At 42.6% G+C, this 20,476-nt stretch carries 18 protein-coding genes; 16 read left to right on the forward strand and 2 right to left on the reverse strand.

The genetic code is table 11. The annotated features are described in order from the left end of the window. Window positions 1-116: 116 nt before the first annotated feature. The 8 genes from BXO88_RS08315 (at window position 117) to fsa (ending at window position 7,259) form a co-directional block, all read left to right on the forward strand. Window positions 117-917 carry a transketolase gene (locus BXO88_RS08315; RefSeq protein ID WP_078037280.1) on the forward strand — a complete coding sequence of 267 codons (801 nt, stop codon included), beginning with the start codon at window positions 117-119 and terminating at the stop codon, window positions 915-917. Window positions 918-921: 4 nt separating this feature from the next. Further along, entirely contained in the window at window positions 922-1,848 is a 927-nt protein-coding gene (locus BXO88_RS08320; protein ID WP_078037281.1) for a transketolase family protein, read from the forward strand. 15 nt (window positions 1,849-1,863) lie between these two features. Then, the gene (locus BXO88_RS08325) at window positions 1,864-2,265 is read left to right on the forward strand and encodes a cupin domain-containing protein (protein ID WP_078037282.1); all 402 of its coding nucleotides are present in this window, start codon (window positions 1,864-1,866) and stop codon (window positions 2,263-2,265) included. A 340-nt stretch (window positions 2,266-2,605) separates the two neighbouring features. Next, complete coding sequence (locus BXO88_RS08330) at window positions 2,606-3,739, forward strand: TRAP transporter substrate-binding protein (protein WP_078037283.1); 1,134 nt, start codon at window positions 2,606-2,608, stop codon at window positions 3,737-3,739. Between the two features lie 228 nt (window positions 3,740-3,967). After that, on the forward strand, window positions 3,968-4,468 hold the full coding sequence (locus BXO88_RS08335) for a TRAP transporter small permease (protein ID WP_078037284.1): 501 nt from the start codon (window positions 3,968-3,970) through the stop codon (window positions 4,466-4,468). After that, a complete protein-coding gene (locus BXO88_RS08340) occupies window positions 4,465-5,736 on the forward strand; it encodes a TRAP transporter large permease (protein ID WP_078037285.1) in 1,272 nt (423 codons plus the stop codon). The genes BXO88_RS08335 and BXO88_RS08340 overlap by 4 nt, the downstream gene beginning before the upstream one ends. 87 nt (window positions 5,737-5,823) lie before the next feature. After that, window positions 5,824-6,510, forward strand: coding sequence for a FadR/GntR family transcriptional regulator (locus BXO88_RS08345; protein WP_078037286.1), 687 nt, complete (start codon window positions 5,824-5,826; stop codon window positions 6,508-6,510). 92 nt (window positions 6,511-6,602) lie between these two features. Continuing rightward, on the forward strand, window positions 6,603-7,259 hold the full coding sequence (fsa, locus tag BXO88_RS08350) for a fructose-6-phosphate aldolase (RefSeq protein ID WP_078037287.1): 657 nt from the start codon (window positions 6,603-6,605) through the stop codon (window positions 7,257-7,259). Between the two features lie 152 nt (window positions 7,260-7,411). Here fsa and BXO88_RS08355 read toward each other — a convergent pair whose 3' ends face one another. Both BXO88_RS08355 and BXO88_RS08360 read right to left on the reverse strand, forming a co-directional pair. Next, window positions 7,412-8,638, reverse strand: a complete 1,227-nt coding sequence (locus tag BXO88_RS08355; RefSeq protein ID WP_078037288.1) for a 6-phosphofructokinase — start codon at window positions 8,636-8,638, stop codon at window positions 7,412-7,414. Between the two features lie 232 nt (window positions 8,639-8,870). After that, entirely contained in the window at window positions 8,871-9,941 is a 1,071-nt protein-coding gene (locus BXO88_RS08360) for a pectinesterase family protein (RefSeq protein WP_078037289.1), read from the reverse strand. Window positions 9,942-10,511: 570 nt separating this feature from the next. Here BXO88_RS08360 and BXO88_RS08365 point away from each other — a divergent pair. The 8 genes from BXO88_RS08365 (at window position 10,512) to BXO88_RS08400 (ending at window position 20,428) form a co-directional block, all read left to right on the forward strand. Further along, window positions 10,512-12,107, forward strand: coding sequence for a glycoside hydrolase family 28 protein (locus BXO88_RS08365; RefSeq protein ID WP_242945182.1), 1,596 nt, complete (start codon window positions 10,512-10,514; stop codon window positions 12,105-12,107). 117 nt (window positions 12,108-12,224) lie between these two features. Then, window positions 12,225-13,595, forward strand: a complete 1,371-nt coding sequence (locus BXO88_RS08370) for an ABC transporter substrate-binding protein (RefSeq protein ID WP_078037291.1) — start codon at window positions 12,225-12,227, stop codon at window positions 13,593-13,595. Between the two features lie 144 nt (window positions 13,596-13,739). Further along, window positions 13,740-14,648: a carbohydrate ABC transporter permease gene (locus BXO88_RS08375; protein WP_078037292.1), complete on the forward strand. Its 909-nt coding sequence runs from the start codon at window positions 13,740-13,742 to the stop codon at window positions 14,646-14,648. Between the two features lie 3 nt (window positions 14,649-14,651). Continuing rightward, window positions 14,652-15,509 carry a carbohydrate ABC transporter permease gene (locus BXO88_RS08380; RefSeq protein WP_078037293.1) on the forward strand — a complete coding sequence of 286 codons (858 nt, stop codon included), beginning with the start codon at window positions 14,652-14,654 and terminating at the stop codon, window positions 15,507-15,509. Between the two features lie 4 nt (window positions 15,510-15,513). Further along, window positions 15,514-16,680 carry a glycoside hydrolase family 88 protein gene (locus BXO88_RS08385; protein ID WP_330395116.1) on the forward strand — a complete coding sequence of 389 codons (1,167 nt, stop codon included), beginning with the start codon at window positions 15,514-15,516 and terminating at the stop codon, window positions 16,678-16,680. A gap of 151 nt (window positions 16,681-16,831) precedes the next feature. Then, window positions 16,832-17,791: an AraC family transcriptional regulator gene (locus tag BXO88_RS08390; protein WP_078037294.1), complete on the forward strand. Its 960-nt coding sequence runs from the start codon at window positions 16,832-16,834 to the stop codon at window positions 17,789-17,791. A gap of 105 nt (window positions 17,792-17,896) precedes the next feature. After that, window positions 17,897-18,757, forward strand: coding sequence for a sugar phosphate isomerase/epimerase family protein (locus tag BXO88_RS08395; RefSeq protein ID WP_242945183.1), 861 nt, complete (start codon window positions 17,897-17,899; stop codon window positions 18,755-18,757). 366 nt (window positions 18,758-19,123) lie between these two features. Next, window positions 19,124-20,428 carry a hemolysin family protein gene (locus BXO88_RS08400; protein WP_078037296.1) on the forward strand — a complete coding sequence of 435 codons (1,305 nt, stop codon included), beginning with the start codon at window positions 19,124-19,126 and terminating at the stop codon, window positions 20,426-20,428. Window positions 20,429-20,476: the final 48 nt, after the last annotated feature.

The raw sequence follows: 20,476 nt of genomic DNA on the forward strand, positions 1-20,476 counted from the left end.
TCTACAAAATCTTTTTATTTACAGTACAAAAGCAGAATTATGTTGACATAATTTCTGCATATATTAAAGTTTACTCTAGCATTTTTAATGCCGAACATATTGAGGAGGAGTTTTATATGGATTACGAAAAGAAAGCGAAAGAAATCCGTGCTGAAATTTTGAAGATGCTTTTTGCATGTCAGTCAGGACATCCGGGCGGATCTCTTTCATGCGTAGAGATGCTGATGGCACTTTACTATGACACAATGAAGGGTCTCGATCCTAAGGATCCGAAGAATCCTGACCGTGACAGATTTGTTCTCAGTAAGGGACATTCCTGCCCTACACTTTACGCAATACTTGCTGATCTTGGATATTTTCCTAAGTCTGATCTTGCAAGCCTTCGTCAGCTTCACAGTCACCTTCAGGGACATCCTGACTGCAAGAAGACACCAGGTGTTGATGTAAATACCGGCTCTCTCGGACAGGGTGCTTCTGTTTCTATCGGACTTGCACTTGGTGCAAAGGTTCAGAAGAAGACATGGCAGACTTACACAGTTCTTGGCGATGGTGAGTGCCAGGAAGGTCTCGTATGGGAGGCAGCTATGGCGGCAGCTCATTACAAGCTTGATAATCTTACATGGATGCTCGATTACAATCATCTCCAGATCGACGGATCTAACGAAGAGGTTATGAGCCTCGGAGACATCAATGCGAAGTTCAAGGCATTCGGATGGGAAGTATATGATGTTGACGGACATGATATCAAGGCTATCGACGAAGCACTTCAGGCTCCTCACAACGGAAAGCCAAAGTTCATCTGCTGCCATACAGTGAAGGGCAAGGGCGTTTCATTTATGGAGAACCAGTTCGGTTGGCACGGAAGTCCTATGAATAAGGAACAGTTCGAGAAAGCATTTGCGGAGCAGGAGGTTTGATGTTATGGGAAAGTCATTAAGAGTTGCATTTGGTGAAACACTCGCAAAATTAGGTGAGGAGAATGAGAATATCGTAGCGCTTGATGCTGACCTTGCCAATGCCACACAGTCAAAGTATTTCAAGGAGAAGTTCCCTGAGAGATTCTTTGATATGGGCATCGCTGAGGCTAACATGGTAGATACAGCTGCAGGTCTTGCTCATGTAGGGCTCACCCCTTTCGTATCCACATTCGCTCTTTTCGGTGCAGGACGTGCCTATGAAGAGATCCGTAATTCAGTAGCTTATGAGAACCTCAATGTTAAGTTCGCATTTTCACATTCAGGCCTTTCAGTAGGTGAGGACGGCGGTTCACACCAGTCAGTAGAGGATATCGCTCTTATGAGAGTTATGCCTAACATGAGAGTTATCGTTCCGGCTGATCCTAAGGAGACAGAGAAGGCTGTACGTGCTGCAGCAGCACTTGACGGCCCTGTATATGTTCGTGTAGGAAGACCTGTAGTGGAGGACATTCCTGAGCTTGATGAGAAGCCTTTTGAGTTTGGTAAGGCTACAGTTATCAAGGACGGTACAGATGCGGCTATAATTGCCTGCGGACTGATGGTTCCTGTAGCTCTTGAGGCTGCAAAGACTCTTGAAGCTGAGGGTATCAGCACGGCTGTTATTAATATGCATACTATTAAGCCTATCGATGCTGAGACTATTCTCAAGTATAACGGCAAGGTGAAGGCTATGGTTTCCATGGAAGAGCACAGTGTGATCGGTGGTCTCGGTTCAGCTGTTGCCGAGGTTCTTGCAGGTAATGCAGGTGCCAAGTTCTCTATCATCGGTATCAACGATCTGTTCGGTCAGTCAGGTAAGCCGGATAACCTTTTCAAGGAGTATGGTCTTACAGCTGAGCATGCAGTTGAAGAAATCAAGAAGATGCTGTGAAAGAAGGGCTTTGTCATGGCAGAGATTTTAAATTATGAGTTCAGTGGTGAAGGTATGCATCGTGTCTACGAGAACGAAAAGTGGACAGTTGGCATAAAGAATTGGAAGCCGGCTAATGATATTACCGGTATAGCCAATGTAGAGAGACACAACACTACAGACGAAATGTTTGTTCTTGTAGAGGGAAGGTGTACTCTTGTATACGGAAACGAGAAGGATTCCGGAGAACTTCAATTTGATGCGGTACATATGGAGAAGGGTAAATTGTATGTTATACCCAGATCTCTGTGGCATAATACCATTACCGAGAAGGACACAAAGATGTTCCTGATCGAGGATTCTAACTGCAGCGGTGAAAACAGTGATGTTCGCGACCTTTCTCAGGAAGAAATCGAAGCGATAAAGGCTCTGGTCTGATACTATCTGTATCGGCGGATTTTGATTTTACATATCAATCTAAAAAACAAATACAGTTTTTTACAGGAAGAGTATCCCTTTATTGGGATGCTCTTTTTTGTTATACAAAGCGCATAAATACGCACAATAAAATAATGAAAAATATTATAGAAATTGGTTGAAATGACATTAATTGTATTCTAAAATAGATATCAGAAAAAAGATTGTACGACATTTTTGGGAATATTGTATGACAATTATGCAAAGTGCTGTTACCGGATCTAAAGTTTCCGGGATATGCCGGCTCGTTATCAGAGGAGATAGAAAAAGAGCTGATTTCCCAAAGAAAAAAGGAGGAAAAATGAAAAAAAGAGTTGTATCATTGGCACTTGCTGTAACCTGTGCAGTAAGCACACTTGCAGGTTGCGGTTCATCTTCTGCAACTGCCACAACAACAGCCGCAGCAGCAGAGAAGAAAGAGGAGACAAAAAAAGAGACAGAGAAGGCTACTGAAGCTGCAGCAACCGAGGCACAGAAGGAGGCCGAAGGAGAGCTTGCAGGTCTTGAGCCTGTAACATTGACCATCTATTCTCCGGGTAATGAGAATTCAGTACCTACAAAGACTATTGCAGAGTATGCAAGACTTGTTAAGGAAGCTTCAAACGGACAGATCACACTCGATGTTCACAGCTCAGGTGAGCTTGGAAATGATGCAGAGGCTCTTGCTTCAACCAGACTTGGAACTATCGACCTCATCTTTGCAGGTACATCAGGATTTACAGAGTTCTATGACAAGGCAAAGATCCTTGATATGCCATTCCTTTTCAAGGATGCTGATCAGGCTTATGAAGTAACTAACGGAGAGCTGGGAGACAAGATCTTCTCAGGATTTGAGGATGTTGGTCTCGTTTATCTCGCTGAAGGTGACAACGGTATGAGACAGGTTTCAACTACAGAAGCCGGCGGACCTATTCATTCAGCAGCTGATGTTGATGGCGTTAAGCTTCGTGTACCTACAAGCCAGGTTTACCTCGATGTATGGCAGACACTGGGCGCTAACCCTGTAGCACTTGCTCTTAATGAGCTTGCTATCGCTCTTTCAAACGGTACTGCAGAGGGTCAGGATAACGCAACATATCACCTCGTAGCAAATGCAACATATGATGATATCAAGTACTTCAGCTTCATCAACTATATGTGGATGGGATGCACCATGGCAGCTAACAAGGACAGCTGGGATGCTCTTCCTGAGCAGTATCAGACCATCCTCAGAGAAGAGGCTAAGAAGGCAGCCAAGTATTCTTTCGATACTATTAAGGAAGATAATGTAACTGCAAGAAAGACTCTTGAAGAAGCAGGTGTTCAGTTCGATGATAACCCTGATATCCAGTCATTCAAGGATAAGCTTGATATTCCTAACTTCTACAAGAAGTATGAGAACGAGAGCTGGTACGATCAGGAACTCCTTGATGCACTTCTTGCAGTTAATAAGTGATTGATACCATTGATCATCTGACGCTGAACAGCTTTATGTATTCATCGGATACAGGTAAGTCGATTCAGATATGATGAGGTACAGTTAAAAGGAAAACAGCAGGAGTCCTATTGGGTATCCTGCTGTTTTTTGAAGATAATCCGCCCGAAAGCGGACATTATCGAGATAAAAGGTCTGAAATATAATGAATTCAGGCTTTACCCGATGGAATAAAGAAAGGGGACAGTTGTGAGACTATATCGTAAATTATTGGACATTATAAAATTGATCTCCACAGTGATAATGCTCGTCTGCATTTTGGGCATAGTATGTCTCATGTTATCAGAGCTGATAGTCAGAAACACAATCAATATTTCCTTCAGATTTTCAACTGAGCTGAACGGATTTATGTTCATGTGGATGGCGTTTATGGGACTGATTATCCTTGTGGATGAAAGCAGAATGATCAATCTGGATATGATATATGCCAGAGTGCCGGAAAAGGTAAGAGATATCTTTTGGGTGATCATCAGAATAGCTACCGTATTCCTCGGAATCGTAATGATCATTTCATATAAGGATATGTATCCCATACTTGCCACAAGTAAGTTTTCAACTATGCAGAAGCTGACAAAAGCATGGCATTATCTGCCTTGTGCCATAGCAGGAGGTTATTTCGTGCTTGTGTCCGTTTATGAACTTTTGGATAAGCTTACGGGAAAGAAAAATGAGGGAGGTAAAGAGAAATGATAGTATTTTTGACAGCATTCCTCGTTCTGCTTTTAATAGGAGCTCCGATAAGTATCGCCATAGGAGCCGGAGCAACTGCCGGTTGTATAGCACTTGGATATCCGCTTCAGATCGTAGGTCAGAAGATGGTTACAGGAGTTGATTCATATCTCCTTATAGCGGTACCGCTGTTTATCTTTGCCGGAAATCTCATGAATGAAGGAAAGATAACAACAAAGATTTTTGACTTTGCAAAGAATCTGGTGGGTTGGATACCAGGAGGTCTCGGACATGCAAATATCGTAGCAAGTATAATCTTTGCAGGTATGTCAGGTTCAGCCGCTGCAGATGCCGGTGGTCTCGGAGTCATCGAAATGAAGGCTATGCGTGATAACGGCTATGACGACGAGTTTTCAGCCTCCGTTACTTCTGCATCATCGGTAATAGGACCTATCTTCCCTCCAAGTATCCCGCTTATCATTTACGGATCAGTTGCTTCTGTTTCGGTTGCCAAGCTCTTCATGGGAGGAGTTATTCCTGGTCTTCTTATGGGACTTGCTCTTATGATCCTGGTTTTCTTTTTTGCGGTTAAGAGAGGATATGAGAGGACAGCTTTCAGTTTGAAGGCACTTGCTGAGAGCTTTAAGGGTTCCATACTTTCACTGGTAACTCCGTTTATTATACTTGCGGGCTTCACAACAGGATGGATAACACCTACAGAAGCTTCGTGTATAGCGGTTGTATATTCACTGGTTATTGCTGCTCTGGTGTACAGATCCATAGGACTGAAGGATTTCATAAGATGTGCAAAGGATTCAGCTGTAGGTGCAGCCAATACACTTTTTATTATCGGTACATCCACACTGTTTACCTATGTAATGGTAAAGGAGGGTATCTCCAGAGAAATAGCTAACTTTATTCTGGGAATAAGCTCAAATACGGCAGTGATACTTCTGATCATAAACATTATTCTTTTGATCCTCGGTATGTTCATGGAGCCGGGAGCTATACTTACTCTGATGCTTCCTGTACTTGTTCCTATAGCTCAGGGAATTGGTCTTGACCTTGTACACTTCGGTGTCATCATGGTTCTTAACCTCATGATAGGTCAGGTAACACCGCCATTTGGCGTATGTCTTTTCATCATAAGTGATCTGGCACATCTCAGACTTGAAATACTTTATAAGGGCATACTTCCATTCCTTATTCCGCTTCTCGTTACGCTTATGATGTGTACATATATTCCGGGAATCGTAACATGGCTACCGAATGTACTTTTGGGAGCATAAAGGACTTTGGAGATCAATAGTCTAAACTGTAACAATTAATTTTCAATGTAGTCAGACCGCAGAAACTTGCGGTGGAATGGAGATCTTATGAACAGACTTTCAGCTACACAGAAAACTATAAATGAATTAAAGGAATATCTTCTTTCTGATGAGGCGAAGATCGGCGACAAGCTTGCGACCGAGAAGGAGGTCTGTGAGAGGCTTCGGGTCGGAAGAGGGACGGTAAGAGAGGCGTTTAGAAATCTCGAGGCTGAGGGATATCTTTCCATAAAACCGGGAAAGGGTGCCTTCATAGTCAGGAAGTCGCAGAATGATAATGATGCACTGGTGAGCTGGTTCACAAAGAATCGTGGACGTATTCAGGACTATGTGGAGTTCAGAAACATCATCGAGCCCGCGGCTGCGCGTATGGCTGCAGAAAGAGCTACAGACGAAGACATTCGCACGCTTACTGATATTCATGAGACATTTATAGAGACATCCATGCTGATGGATGATGAAAAGCTTGCTTATCTGGATGAGGAATTTCATACCACAATCATGAAGATGACCGGAAATGAGGTCATGGAGATGATCAATCAGAGTATGAACAAGAAGATAATGAATTTCAGATTTCAGACCTTCAAGATACGTCATAATGTGAAGAATGCCATCGAGGCTCACGGTAAGATACTGAGAGCAATTACCGACAGAGATGCGGATGTGGCAGAGATGTACATGAAGAGGCATATCGAACTCATCGATGAGGACATGGAAAGAATTATCGTAATGTAGAGTTTTGTAAAATAAAGGTTTATAATATGACGTTGGAGCGCATAGTACGATGCGTTCCTATATCGTAAAATATTTATTTATAGGAGGGAATTATGAGGTTTTTTATTGATACTGCAAATGTGGATGAGATAAGAGAAGCAAATGATATGGGAATCATTTCAGGTGTTACTACCAATCCTTCTCTCATCGCAAAAGAGGGTAGAGATTATATGGAGACCCTTAAGGAGATTACAGAAATAGTTGATGGACCTATCTCCGGTGAGGTTAAGGCCAGCACAACTACTGCAGAGGGAATGATCGCTGAAGGCAGAGAGATCGCTAAGCTCCATAAGAATATGGTAGTTAAGATTCCTATGACTGCTGAAGGCCTCAAGGCTGTCAAGGTACTTTCCAGCGAAGGTATCCATACAAACGTTACTCTTGTTTTCTCAGCAGGACAGGCACTTCTCGCTGCAAGAGCAGGTGCTACCTATGTTTCCCCTTTCCTTGGCCGTCTCGATGATATCTCAACAGACGGTATAGCGCTTATCCAGGATATCGAGGATATCTTCCAGATGTATCCTGATATCGAGACTGAGGTTATCTGTGCTTCTGTTCGTCATCCTATGCATATCGTAGAGTGCGCAAAGACAGGTGCCGAGATAGCAACAGTTCCGTTTAAGGTACTTATGCAGATGGTAAAGCATCCTCTTACTGATATAGGAATTGATAAGTTCGTGAAGGATTACGAGTCTGTATTCGGCAAATAAATCGGATATAAATCAGATAATCAAGAAAGCTCCCGGTTTGGTGTTATACCTTGCCGGGAGCTTTTATAATGATGAGTTATGGCTTGATACAATTCAGCCTGTTAAATCAATTTTAGAATTTAATTAGTTAGAGGCGATGACCATGAAATTGATCAAAGTACTATGTACTTCGGTATACCGTTTTCGAACTTACAGGTTAGCTCGCCCTGAACGAGAGGGGTGAGATAGCGGAGCATTTCTTCCTTTACCCCGTTTCCTTCCTCGTTTATCCATTCTACGGGAACTTTCTTCTCGCGGTCTGCAATCTGAGAAATGTCTGCGGCACCGTAGCTTACTTCATACTTTTCGCCCGGTAAACGTGTAAGAGTTGACATGACTCCGTTTTCACCGCTTACAGCAAGGCGTACAGCGTTTCTTCCCAGCTCAAGGGATTCCTTTATATCTGTTTCTGAAAGAAGATGTCCGGCACAGCGCTGAAGGAGGTTAAGCTCAATATAACGTACCTTACAGCCGATATTGGAACGGATGGCATTCTCGAGAACACGGCCTGCACCTGTGGCAATGGTATGTCCGAAGGCGTCCTTTGTCTGATCGCGATCAGCGTAGTCACAGATCATTTTGCCACTCTTGTCTTTGATGCCCTCGCTGATGGCTACTATGAGATTGTTGCAGATAGAGAGCTCTCCACGCACATCTGATATGAAATTGTTTAGGTCGAAAGGATGTTCCTCGAGGTAAATGAGGTATGGAACATTGCTGTTATTTCCTTCAGCAAGTGCAGCAGCTGCTGTGAGCCAGCCTGCATTACGTCCCATCATTTCTACGACTATGACATATGGAGTGTCATATACCTCCAGCTCACGCTCAAGCTCAGAGATGGAAGTTGCGATGTATTTGGCAGCAGAGCCAAAGCCGGGACAGTGGTCGATTCCGTAAAGATCGTTATCTATGGTCTTTGGAGCACCGATTACAACTATATCATCTATGTTGTTCTCTTTGATATACTCTGAAAGCTTCCATACGGTGTCCATGGAGTCATTTCCACCGATATAAACGAAATATCCGATCTCGTTTTTTCTGAATATATCTATGATACTCTGAAACTCAGAAGGATCTTTGGATGGGTCCTGAAGCTTATAGCGGCAGGAACCAAGAGCTGCCGCAGGAGTTACGGAAAGGGTTTCGAGTATATCGTTAATGTCTTTAATGGAGCTTAATTCAATAAAATTTTCCTGTAACACTCCCTGAATTCCGTATTTTGCTCCGTAGACCTTGTCAACAGAAGAAGATTTGAGTGCTTCCTCGATTATTCCTGCAAGTGTTGCATTGATGGCTGCTGTAGGTCCGCCTGACTGTGCTACAAGTAAATTCTTATTCATTGCTGCTCCTTTGATGTGAAAATCTAGTGCTTAAAAAGTTCGCATTCTTAAGATTTTTACAACAAAATGAAGACTCTGTCTATTGTAAATAATCAGACAAAAAACCAACTTATTTATTTATATTATGATGTATGTGTCAAAAGGATAGATATAGATGAACCATCCCTTGTGAAAATGAAGAGAGAAGGACGTCTCAAGATGATATTTCGTCAGGATTTCCTCAAGGGATGATTTATCTAATGGAATATCGGTCGGCTTCTTCCGAAGTAAGGATTTTGACAAAGGTCGCCCGGGAATTGCTTTTTTTCATACAGATGGATCCGGGACCGAAATTCTCATATTCATAAAATCTGACTGTAGATTCGGCATCCTTTTTGTTCCAGTTATGAAAACCTTCATCCTTAATATGAGGTCCCAGATAACAATGCAGGATAGCAACAAATGCATGATTTCGCCAAGGTCTTCCCAGGTAACAGCTACTATCGGGACAATCTGATTCAAAACGACAATTCGAGAAAATATATCCGTAGGACTGATCTTTAGGCGTTGAAGCGGCTGTGGCGAAGCTTTTGGTTTCTCTTGCTTCATCCTGCCGGAGGATCACTTTTAGGTCTTCCGGACTTTTATTCCGATTTATCCTTTTCAGGAGTTTAGCCCTGTCTTTCTGGAAGAGGAGACAATCATCGAAGTACGCACTGGCTGAACCGAAGATAAAGTCGATATCACCTTCTATATAGCAGTTCTTATAATATTGAACACCGTTGATTCTGGGTGCAAACTGTTTGGGACCTACAAAACCGTTCTTTTCGATTTCTTTTTCGGGAAGAGGACCGGTGAAAAGAGTATCCTGCCAACCCAGCAGCCTGACATTTTCGAAGTGAAGATTATTGCCTTCTGCATAAAGCGCGATAGCCTGACCGATATCTGGACCGGAACCTGCATGGTTTTCTATAGTGATATTTCTGAGAGTTACATCGTCAGAATCAATGAACATGGTATAGCTTCTAAAGGTGCCGAGTCTGCCAATGTCTTCGGAGGGCATCTTTGCATAAAGTCCATACGTAATTACAGTACGGTCTGAAGCGAGATGATCGTTTACTCTTGATTCATCATCAGCGTTTATGGTTTCTGAAGATCTAAAATCGGTATTATTTCCTATGATAGTAAGTTTCTTTGCTGTTACGGTGACACGTTCTTCATAGATCCCTTCTCTTATAAGGATGGTTTCACCATCGACCGCGTTATCTACAGCCTCCTGAATGCTTGTGTAATCCCCATCATCATATTTTGAAACAATAATCATGTATGCTTCCCTTTCGGTAAAAACAGGTTTTGTGAAACATATCATATTATAAATTGAACAATCACTATAGAAATTATAAAATCGAATACTATTACAATATCGGCTACAATTCTCTTTTGACTAGATTCTGAGAGGGGAGAATTAGTGAAAACGTGATAATTGTCAAAATGATATCAGGATAATACTAAAAAATGATAACATAAAGCGTTTACATAACCCCATAAATTATGTAATATGTATAGACTAAAGACCGCAAATACGTGCATTTTCGAAGATGAAGAATACAATAATTATCTAAAAGGATATAGAAAATAGGCAATTATATTAGAATCAGACGCAAAATAGTATCCGATAAGATAATAATAAGCTAAATAAGGTTTGTTTATGTAAGTTTTTTCTAAAAGTGAATGATATAATCTTAAATGTCAGATGAGAAAAGACAAAAATAATTGAATTGTTAAAATTTAATTGTACATATGGTATGAATCAATGAAACATATGAAACAGGATGAGTGCAATATGATACAAGAATGTATCTGATTATACAATCGGATACTGAAAAGAGGCATCATGGATTTTGAAATAAGTGCTGCTTTTAAGCGGAGTGTAACAATAGAAATAGAAAATAGTACTATCTGCTACACTGACGAAGAGTACAGAATTCTGATAAACGGAGAAGAAAAGCTTAAGACAAATCTGAATGTTGTCTCGATAGACGGTCTTTTGCCTGACAGTGATTATACATTGGCTGTAGAGGATTCAAGGGGCAGGACAGAAAAGACGTTTAAGACAGGACATGAAACTGTACTGCTTGATATAAAAAACTTTGGCGCAAAGGGCGATGGTAAGAATGAAGATACAAGCTTTATACAGGCAGCCATAAGCTCTTGTCCGGTGGATGGAACGGTCTATGTTCCTAAGGGCATATATCTTACAGGACCGCTTTTTCTAAAGAGCCATATGAGCCTTTGGGTAGACGAAGGAGCAGTGCTTCTCGGATGTGAAGAAAGAGAGAAATATCCTTTACTTCCAGGAATGACTGAGACAACAGACGGGAGTGATGAATACAATCTTTCAAGCTGGGAAGGTAATCCTGAGACCAGCTTTGCCTCACTTATCACTGCTGTAAATGTGGAAGATCTGGATATTTTCGGAAAAGGAACCATAGATGGCAATGGGGACAAGGGAGACTGGTGGGTGAATCCAAAGGTCAAAAGGATAGCCTGGAGACCCAATACAGTATTTCTTAATCACTGCAGAAATGTGAGATTGCAGTCTGTTACAGTCAGAAACTCACCCTGCTGGACCATCCATCCGTACTATACAGATGAACTTTCGATCTACAACATCAATGTCTGGAATCCGTCGGATTCACCAAACACCGATGGTATGGATCCGGAAAGCTGCAGCAGAGTACTGGTACTGGGGAGCAGGATATCTGTAGGAGATGACTGTATAGCCATAAAGTCGGGAAAATACTATATGAGTGAAAGACATCATAAGCCTTCCGAGCATATATTGATCCGAAATTCATTTCTGGAAAGAGGACACGGCAGTGTGACGATAGGATCTGAGGCGTCCGCGGGAGTCAATGATGTGACAGTCGAGAGATGCATCTTCGAGGGGACAGACAGAGGTCTTCGTATAAAGACAAGAAGAGGCAGAGGACCAAGGGCAGTTTATGACAATATCATCTTCCGTAACATCATCATGAAGGATGTACATATGCCTTTCACCTTCAATATGTTTTATTTCTGTGATCCTGACGGACACAGCGAATATGTGCAGGATCAGAATGAAAGACCTGTGGATGAAAGAACTCCGGAGATAGGAACCATAAGGGCTGAGAATATCGAAGCGACGGGAGCTGATCAGTGTATGCTGGTGGCTTACGGACTTCCGGAGAGATACATTGACAACATCGTACTTAGAGATGTGAAGGTTTCCTTCCGGCCTAAATCGGAAAGAAAGCCCGGTCAGACCATCATGATGGATAATTTCCCTGAGATGACCGGAAAGAGCGTATATGCAAGGAATGTAAAGCGCCTTGCCATGGATAACATAGAGATAAGAGGCTCTGATGATACGGAGACAGAGCTAATCAATGTGATCGATTTTGACAGCTATAATGTAGTCTACGTAAATGATGTGGCTACAGAGTTCTGATGTCCGTTTGATGCAGGTTATATCGGTACTGGCACCGTTTCCTGCATTGCAAATAGAAATAAGAGATTAAATTCAATTTATAAGCGGGGCTCGAAGGGGTACCCCAAGGAGGTAAAAATGAAAAAAATGGTAACAAAGATTCTTTCAGGAAGCTTAGCTGCAACAATGGTACTTGGACTTGCAGCCTGCGGCAGCAAAGAAGCACCTGCAACAACAGAGGCTCCAAAGCAGGAGACAACCAAGGCTGCTGAGACAGCTAAGGAGACTGTTGCTGAAGCAGCTGCTGCCAATGGCGGAGATGTAGTGCTCCGTATGTCATGGTGGGGCGGTGATTCAAGACACAACGCTACACTTAAGATGCTTGATGAGTATATGGCTGCAAATCCTAATATCAAGGTTGAGTCAGAGTACGGTGCATGGTCAGGCTGGCAGGACAAGATCGCTACACAGATCGCCGGTAATTCAGAGCCTGATCTTTTCCAGATCAACTGGAACTGGTTATGGCAGTTCAGCCCGGACGGAACAAGATTTGCAGATCTCAAGGATCTTTCTTATTTCGATCTTTCACAGTATGATCAATCACTTATTGATCTCATGACAATCGACGGACATGTACTTGGCGTTCCTGTATCATCAACTGGCCGTGTGTTCTACTGGAACAAGGCTACATTTGAGAAGGCAGGTCTTGAGGTTCCTAAGAGCTTTGCTGATATCCTTGCTGCAGGACCTGTATTTAAGGAGAAGCTCGGTGATGATTACTATCCACTTTCATGCGGTACATATGATCTCACCATCCTTCTTACATACTATATGCAGGAGAAGTACAACAAGCAGTGGATCGTAGACGGACACCTCAACTACACAGTTGATGAGCTGGCAGATGGTTTCGATTTCCTTAAGAGTCTGGAACAGAACCATGTAATCCCTACACAGGAGAAGCTTACAGGTGACGGCGCAGATTCACTTGATAAGAATCCTAACTTCATCGATGGACATTATGCCGGAGTTCTTGAGTGGGACAGCTCGATCAAGAAGCTTTCAGATGCACTTGAGGATGGTCAGGAGCTTGTGATCGGTGAGTATCCTGCAGACTACGGTACACCTGCAACAGTTTATAAGGTATCCATGGGATTCGCTGTATCACCTAACTCAGCCAACAAGGAAGAGGCTGCCAAGCTCCTTCAGTACATGTTCAACGGTGACGGCGTAGAGACTCTTGCTCTTGAGAGAGGTGTTCCTGCATCAAAGGCAGCTCAGGATAAGCTTTCAGCTTCCGGTGCTCTTCAGGGTCTTACATACGAGGCTAATAAGGCAGCTTCTGCAAATGCTCCGTTTGCACTTTCACCATACTATGAGGATGCAGCTCTCAAGGACAGCGCAGAGGGTGCTTACCAGGAGATCATCAACAACATGTCTTATGACGGAACAGATTCAAAGGAGCTTGCTCAGGCACTTATTGATGCTGTGGATGAAGTAGAGAACAAGTAATACCGGCATCCATAAGGATAGGAAAGTGATTTATCCCTGATCCTCCTAAGTTTAGGGTTAAATAAATTAATTTGTACCTGAAACGGGCCTCCGAACCGAAGGTCCGTTTCATCTGCGAAAAATATGAAATAAGGAGTAGACAAAATGTCAAATACAAAAACAAAAAGTGCTCCGAACAACTTCTGGAAAGAAAATAAAGGTTTTATATTTATTTTTCCCTGGTTGGTAGGATTTCTTGTTTTCAAGGGATATCCATTCCTTTCATCATTGGTTTACAGCTTCAGTGATTATTCACTTTTTGAAGGCATTTCAAAGTGGGGTATCTTCAATTATCTGGATGTTTTTACAAATTCAAAGATTCAGACAGGTTTCGGCATCACATTCAAGTATGCATTCATGACGGTTCCTCTTAAACTTGTCTTCGCATTATTTGTTGCTTACATCCTTAACTTCAAGATCAAGGGAGTTAAGATGTTCAGAACAGTCTATTACATTCCTTCAATTCTCGGATCATCAGTTGCCATAGCAGTTCTCTGGAAGGCCATCTTCAAGGACGACGGAATCATTAACATGCTCCTCGGATTTATCGGAGTAGAAGGACCGCACTGGCTGTCAAACAAGTCGGCGGCACTTTTCATCATCTGTCTTCTCCGTGTATGGCAGTTCGGTTCCACCATGGTCATCTTCCTTGCAGCTCTTAAGGGAGTTTCACCTGATCTTTATGAGGCGGCTTCTCTTGACGGTGCAGGTAAGTGGAGACAGTTCTTTACAATTACTGTTCCGATGATCACACCGGTTATTTTTTATAACCTCGTTACACAGCTGGTTCAGGCGTTCCAGGAATTCAACGGACCTTACATCATCACAGCGGGCGGTCCGAGAGGCGCTACAACACTGGTTTCACTGCTTATTTATAACAACGCGTTCAAGAAATACGCAATGGGTCTTGCAAGTGCACAGGCATGGGTACTGTTCATCATCCTTATGATTTTCACAGCTATCTTACAGTACAGCCAGAAGCACTGGGTATACTATTCCGATGAGGAGGCTTAAACAATGACACTTGAAAAGAAAAGACAGATAGCCACAGTTTTTAAGTATATCGTACTGGTTCTGGTGGGTATCGTTATGATCTATCCACTGGTATGGATGATCGGTGCTTCATTTAAGACAAACTCAGAGATCTTCTCAAGCATCGGATTCATTCCCAAGCAGCCAACTGTTCAGGGCTATATCGATGCCATGAACGGTTACGGCGGAGATATCGACATCTGGAAGTCAATGCTTAACACCTACAAGATCGTAATTCCGAAGGTCATACTCACCATCGCTTCATGTACACTGACAGCCTACGGTTTTGCGCGATTCAAGTTCAAGGGACATGATCTTCTGTTTGCGGTACTCATGGCTACTCTGTTCCTTCCGAACGTAGTTCTTAATGTACCTCAGTTCATCATGTATAACGGCTGGGGATGGGTCGACTCTCCGGTATATCTTCCTCTTATCGTTCCTACCATGTTCGCTCAGGATACCTACTTTGTATTTATGCTCATTCAGTTCCTGAGAAATATACCAAAGGAGCTTGACGAGGCTGCGAAGATCGACGGATGCACAGCACTCGGAACTCTGTGGCATGTTATCGTTCCGGTTCTTAAGCCTGCCATGACTTCGGCAGCTCTGTTCCAGTTCATGTGGTCATCAAATGACTTCATGGGACCGTTGCTCTATGTTTCTACTCCGAAGCGTTATCCGGCAGCTATATTCGTAAAGATGTCAATGGATGCAGATACAGGCTTCTCATGGAACAGAATTCTGGCACTTTCACTTATTTCTATCATTCCATCCCTGATTGTGTTCTTTATAGCTCAGGATCAGTTCATCGATGGCGTGACAGCAGGTTCTGTTAAGGGATAAAGAAATGAAGATGCAAACGGGCTATCTTGAAGGTGGCAGAGAAGAGACAGAAAAACTGCTTAACGAATATATAGAGTACCTTATGAAAAATTCGGATTCCGAGCATCCGGCATGGAATCTGGAGGTCATAAGAAGCGGTAAAGAGAATAAATGGAATTATATAGACGGATGTATGATCAGGGGCATTCTCAGTCTTTATGAGATAACTGAGGATGAAAAGTATCTTCGTTTTGCGGATGATTTTATGGGGGGCTTTGTGAGGGAAGACGGCTCCATAAGAACGTATGATGTTGAGGAGAAAAATCTCGATAACATTAATCCGGCAAAGAATCTGTTTATGCTCTATGACAGGACCGGAAAAGAGAAGTACTTAAAAGCAATAAAGCATGTACGTTCGCAGGTTGATATGATGCCCAGAACGAAGGCCGGAAATTTCTGGCACAAAAACATTTATCCCTACCAGGTGTGGCTGGATGGATTATACATGGCTCAGCCCTTTTACCTGGAGTATGAAAAGAGATTCGATGATTCCAGGAAGGTGATGGATGTGTATGAACAGATCTGTAATGTGGAAAAGTTCATGCGTGATAAGGAAACGGGTCTTTACTATCATGGCTATGATGAGACGAGATCCATGTACTGGGCAGATAAGGAAACGGGATGCAGCAAAAACTTCTGGCTAAGGGCAGAGGGGTGGTTCATCATGAGTCTTGTGGATGTACTTGAGATAATGATGGATATGGAAATGAAATCACAGTTTCTGCATCTGAAGACAATGCTAACGGAGCTTGCTGAGTCGCTTTCGAAGTATCAGGATGAAAGCGGACTCTGGTATCAGCTTATAGCTTTGCCGGAGCTTCAGGGAAATTATCTTGAGACTTCAGGAACAGCGCTTATAAGTGCAGCTCTTTTGAAGGGGGTAAGGTTGGGACTTCTCCCTGAAAGATTCAAGAGTATAGGACAAAAGGCTTTTTACGGAATAGTTGACAGGAGATTGTCTAAAGGTGAAGATGGTAATCCATGCGTGACCGGCATATGTCTCGTGGCAGGTCTCGGTGGAGAGAAACACCGTGACGGATCGGTTGAGTATTACCTGGCAGAACCTGTAGTTGATAATGATGCAAAGGGAGTAGGCCCCCTATTCCTTGCGTATACAGAGATGCTGCGATAAAATATGGGATGTGTGTCCGATCGGATAAGTTTCGGTGAGACATGCATCCCATTTACTGTTTTAATTTCATTTAAAAACATTTTTGCGAAGCTTAAATATGCATGTTTCGGGATATGAGCGTGTGGAGATTCGCGATTAAAAGAGGAAACTAATGGCAGACGAGAACTTACACAATTCGCGACTTGAGCTGGTCTTTGAAAAAAGGATACCGGGACTCAGGGTTTCTGAGGCGGTCAGACATCAGAGGTTCATAATGCGAAACAGGCATTTTCATGAGACCATAGAGCTTCATTTCATAATATACGGACAGCGCCTTATGTTCGTGAATCAGGAGACCTACAGACTTACTCCACATACAGCCATCATGGTGAATCACAATATCATACATAAGACTTCAACAGCGCCAAATATGCCACCGGATCATCATAACTTCATTCTTCAGCTGGACAGATCGGTATTTGATGAAAAGTTCAGAGAGTTTGGACTTAAGAGCTTTGATGATTTCGGTGCAACCTACGGTGGACTTGCAAAGTTCAATGACACCGAATGGCAGCTTATACAGTCCATAATCGATGAATTCAAGGCATCCTGCGAGGATGAGAGAAGAGGCATGACTTCTTCAATGGAGGATCTGCATTCTTTTCTGTACCTGCAGGCTGTGGAGCTGGCATGCATCTTTGCGAAGAGTCGAAGAAGAGATATGCAGAGAAAACTGATGGAGCAGGGACTGGAAACAGAAGAGCAGCAGTCTGTGGTAAAGACCGGTGTACACCAGAAGGTCAGAGACATCGCCATGTATCTTCAGAGTCATACAGATGAGAACATGTCTCTGGATGATCTGGCAAAGAAGTTTTTCATGAGTAAATCATATCTCACCAGGGTTTTCAGAAATGTAACGGGATTTTCGGTTGTTGAGTATATAACCTATATCAGGGTTCAGAAGGCGCAGCAGCTACTGAGGGATTCTGACACCAGCATAACTGAGATCGCCGAGATATGCGGATTTGGAAACATCACTTATTTCGAAAAGGTATTTAAGCAGATGACCGGCTTTTCGCCGGGAAAGTACCGGAAGAATCCTGAGAAGGAAGTGAAGCTCAGGCTGAAATAAAAATGGACCATTGAAACGGTGGCTTTTAGATATTAATTTCAGGCGGTAAAACTGCAGCAGGATCATAAAAGGCGGTAGATTAAAAAGCGATAAAGGAGACAGATTATGATACAGTTTGGGATGCGAGTTCATGATATTTGCGGAAAGGGTACGGTAACAGGAGTTCTTGATAAGGTACAGGAACTGGGAGTCCATTATGTTCAGCTTGCTATGTCGAAAAGTTTTTCAGATGCGGATACATCTGTGGGACATTATAATGCAGGTCTCGGGGACTTTGTTGGAGAAGAGCTTCTGAAGAGAAATATCCATGTGTCTATACTTGGCTGCTATATAAATCCTGCTCATCCTGATGAGGAAAAACGTATGAGGGAGGTTCAGAGATTTATAGAACACCTTAAGTACTGTAAGCGTATAGGCGCTGATATGGTTGGTACCGAAACAGGACGGGCTGATGCTGATATGAAGATAGTTCCTGAGACGTATACAGAAGAGAATTATCTTCGTGTTCTTGATTCTTTCAAGCGAATAAGAGAAGCGGCAGAAAAGCTTGGAGTGATGGTGGGAGTTGAGGGAGTTTTCAATCATACTATTCACTCCCCGGAGCTTATGAGAAGATTTCTTGATGATATAGATTCTGTCAATTTTGATGTTATCCTCGATTCCGTGAATCTCATAACACCTGATCTTGAAAATGATCCTGACGGTCAGAATGCTCTGATAAAGAAAGCATTTGACCTGTACGGAGACAGGATATCAACACTTCACCTTAAGGATGGTGTGTTCGAGGGTAATGATCAGAGATTCAGACATCCGGGAGAGGGCTTTTTTAATTATGAAGAACTGATGAGACAGGTGAGCCTTTGGAAGCCGTATATAGTGGGTACTCTTGAGAATTCCACACCTGAGAGATACTATGATGACTGCAGGTACCTTCAGGAACAGTATGACAGATTCAAAGTGAAATAAAATACGGGCATAATGTGAAAGAAAGCCTGATTTGACAAAATATAAGGGTTCAGATACACTGATATCCGTAGATTTCATTGAGTCGAAGTTGATGAATATAAAGTTTTCCTTTATCAGAGGATATATGTTCTCAAATCGTTTAGTGATAAAAAGGAGATATTAACAGCATGGATGAAGGAGGAGCCGAGAGCGGCTTTACCTCACGAAATATATAGTTAGTATTAAGGCATAGTCGGCAGTGAGGGTGGCTGATTAGGCCTTTTTCTCGTATTTAAAACAGTGAATTCTTATGTACGGCACATTTTTCTGCCGGGATCAGTATAGTGAAAGTACCCTGTTACCGCTTGGAGGGCGGCATCTTATTTTATGATCAGAAGTTTTGTTCTTCTTGTAATTTTGATTTTTATTAACGGTCTTTTTTCCTGCGCTGAGATAGCAGTGCTTCAGGTTGGAGACACTAAGCTTAAGAGACTCGCGGAGGATGGAGATAAAAATGCAACGAAACTTTTAAAGCTCACAGAAGATCCGGCGAGGTTTCTTTCCACGATTCAGGTGGCCATAACCATGGCGGGATTTCTGTCATCTGCATTTGCTGCAGACAGTTTCGCAGGACCATTTACCAGGCTTCTTTTGAAGATAGGAGTTCCTGTAAGTGAAGAGGTCTTGAATCCTATAGTTATCATAGTGATAACTCTGGTTCTTTCATATGTTAATATCGTTTTCGGAGAACTTGTACCGAAGAGGCTTGCACAGGCATATACCGAGAAGCTTTCTCTCAGTATGGCAGGGATCCTTCAGTTTGCGTCAGTGCTTTTCAGACCCTTTGTATGGCTTCTCACAGTTTCAACCAACGGAGTCATGAAGCTTATGGGTATAAATCCTCTGGATGTGGAAGATAAGGTTTCTGAGGAAGACATTAAGATGATGCTGGATGAGGGTACCGAAAACGGAACAATCGAGTCTACTGAAAATGAGATTATACAGAATGTGTTTGAGTTCAATGATATCACAGTTGAGGATGTCTGCACCCATCGTACTGATGTAGCCATGCTCTATACAGAGGACAGTGATGAAGACTGGAGAAGGATCATTTACAACAACAGATTCGCGAACTATCCTATCTGCGGTGAGGATGATGACGATGTCATTGGCATTTTGGATACCAAGGATTATTTCCGTCTGGAGGATCAGTCCCGTGAGAATGTTATGAAGAACGCGGTGGACAAACCATTCTTCGTTTCCCAGAACATGAAGGTATCAGATCTTTTCCAGACCATGAAGATAGAGCGTAAGTACTATGCTGTTGTAATCGATGAGTATGGCGGAATGACAGGTATCGTAAGCCTGCATGATCTTATCGAGGCACTTGTGGGAGAGCTTCAGGAGGAAGATGCCATACCTGAGCCTGAGCCTATCGAGGCTATCGGAGAAAATGAGTGGATAGTTCTCGGAATCGCTGATCTCGATGATGTCAATGAAGAGCTTAAGGTGGATATACCCACAGAGGATGCGGATACCTTTGGCGGATATATAATGGGAATAATCGGAAAGGTTCCGGATGACGGAAGCTCATTCCATGTGGAAACAGATGATCTCAGTATAGATGTTGCATATATCAAGAATCATCGTATCGGAAAGACTATAGTAAGAAAGAAGATTAATTCTACGTAAAATTCATTTTATATGCTATACTACAAATCCGTGCTTGAAAGCACAACA

The sequence above is a fragment of the Oribacterium sp. C9 genome (genome assembly GCF_002007235.1).
Lineage (GTDB): Bacteria > Bacillota > Clostridia > Lachnospirales > Lachnospiraceae > Oribacterium.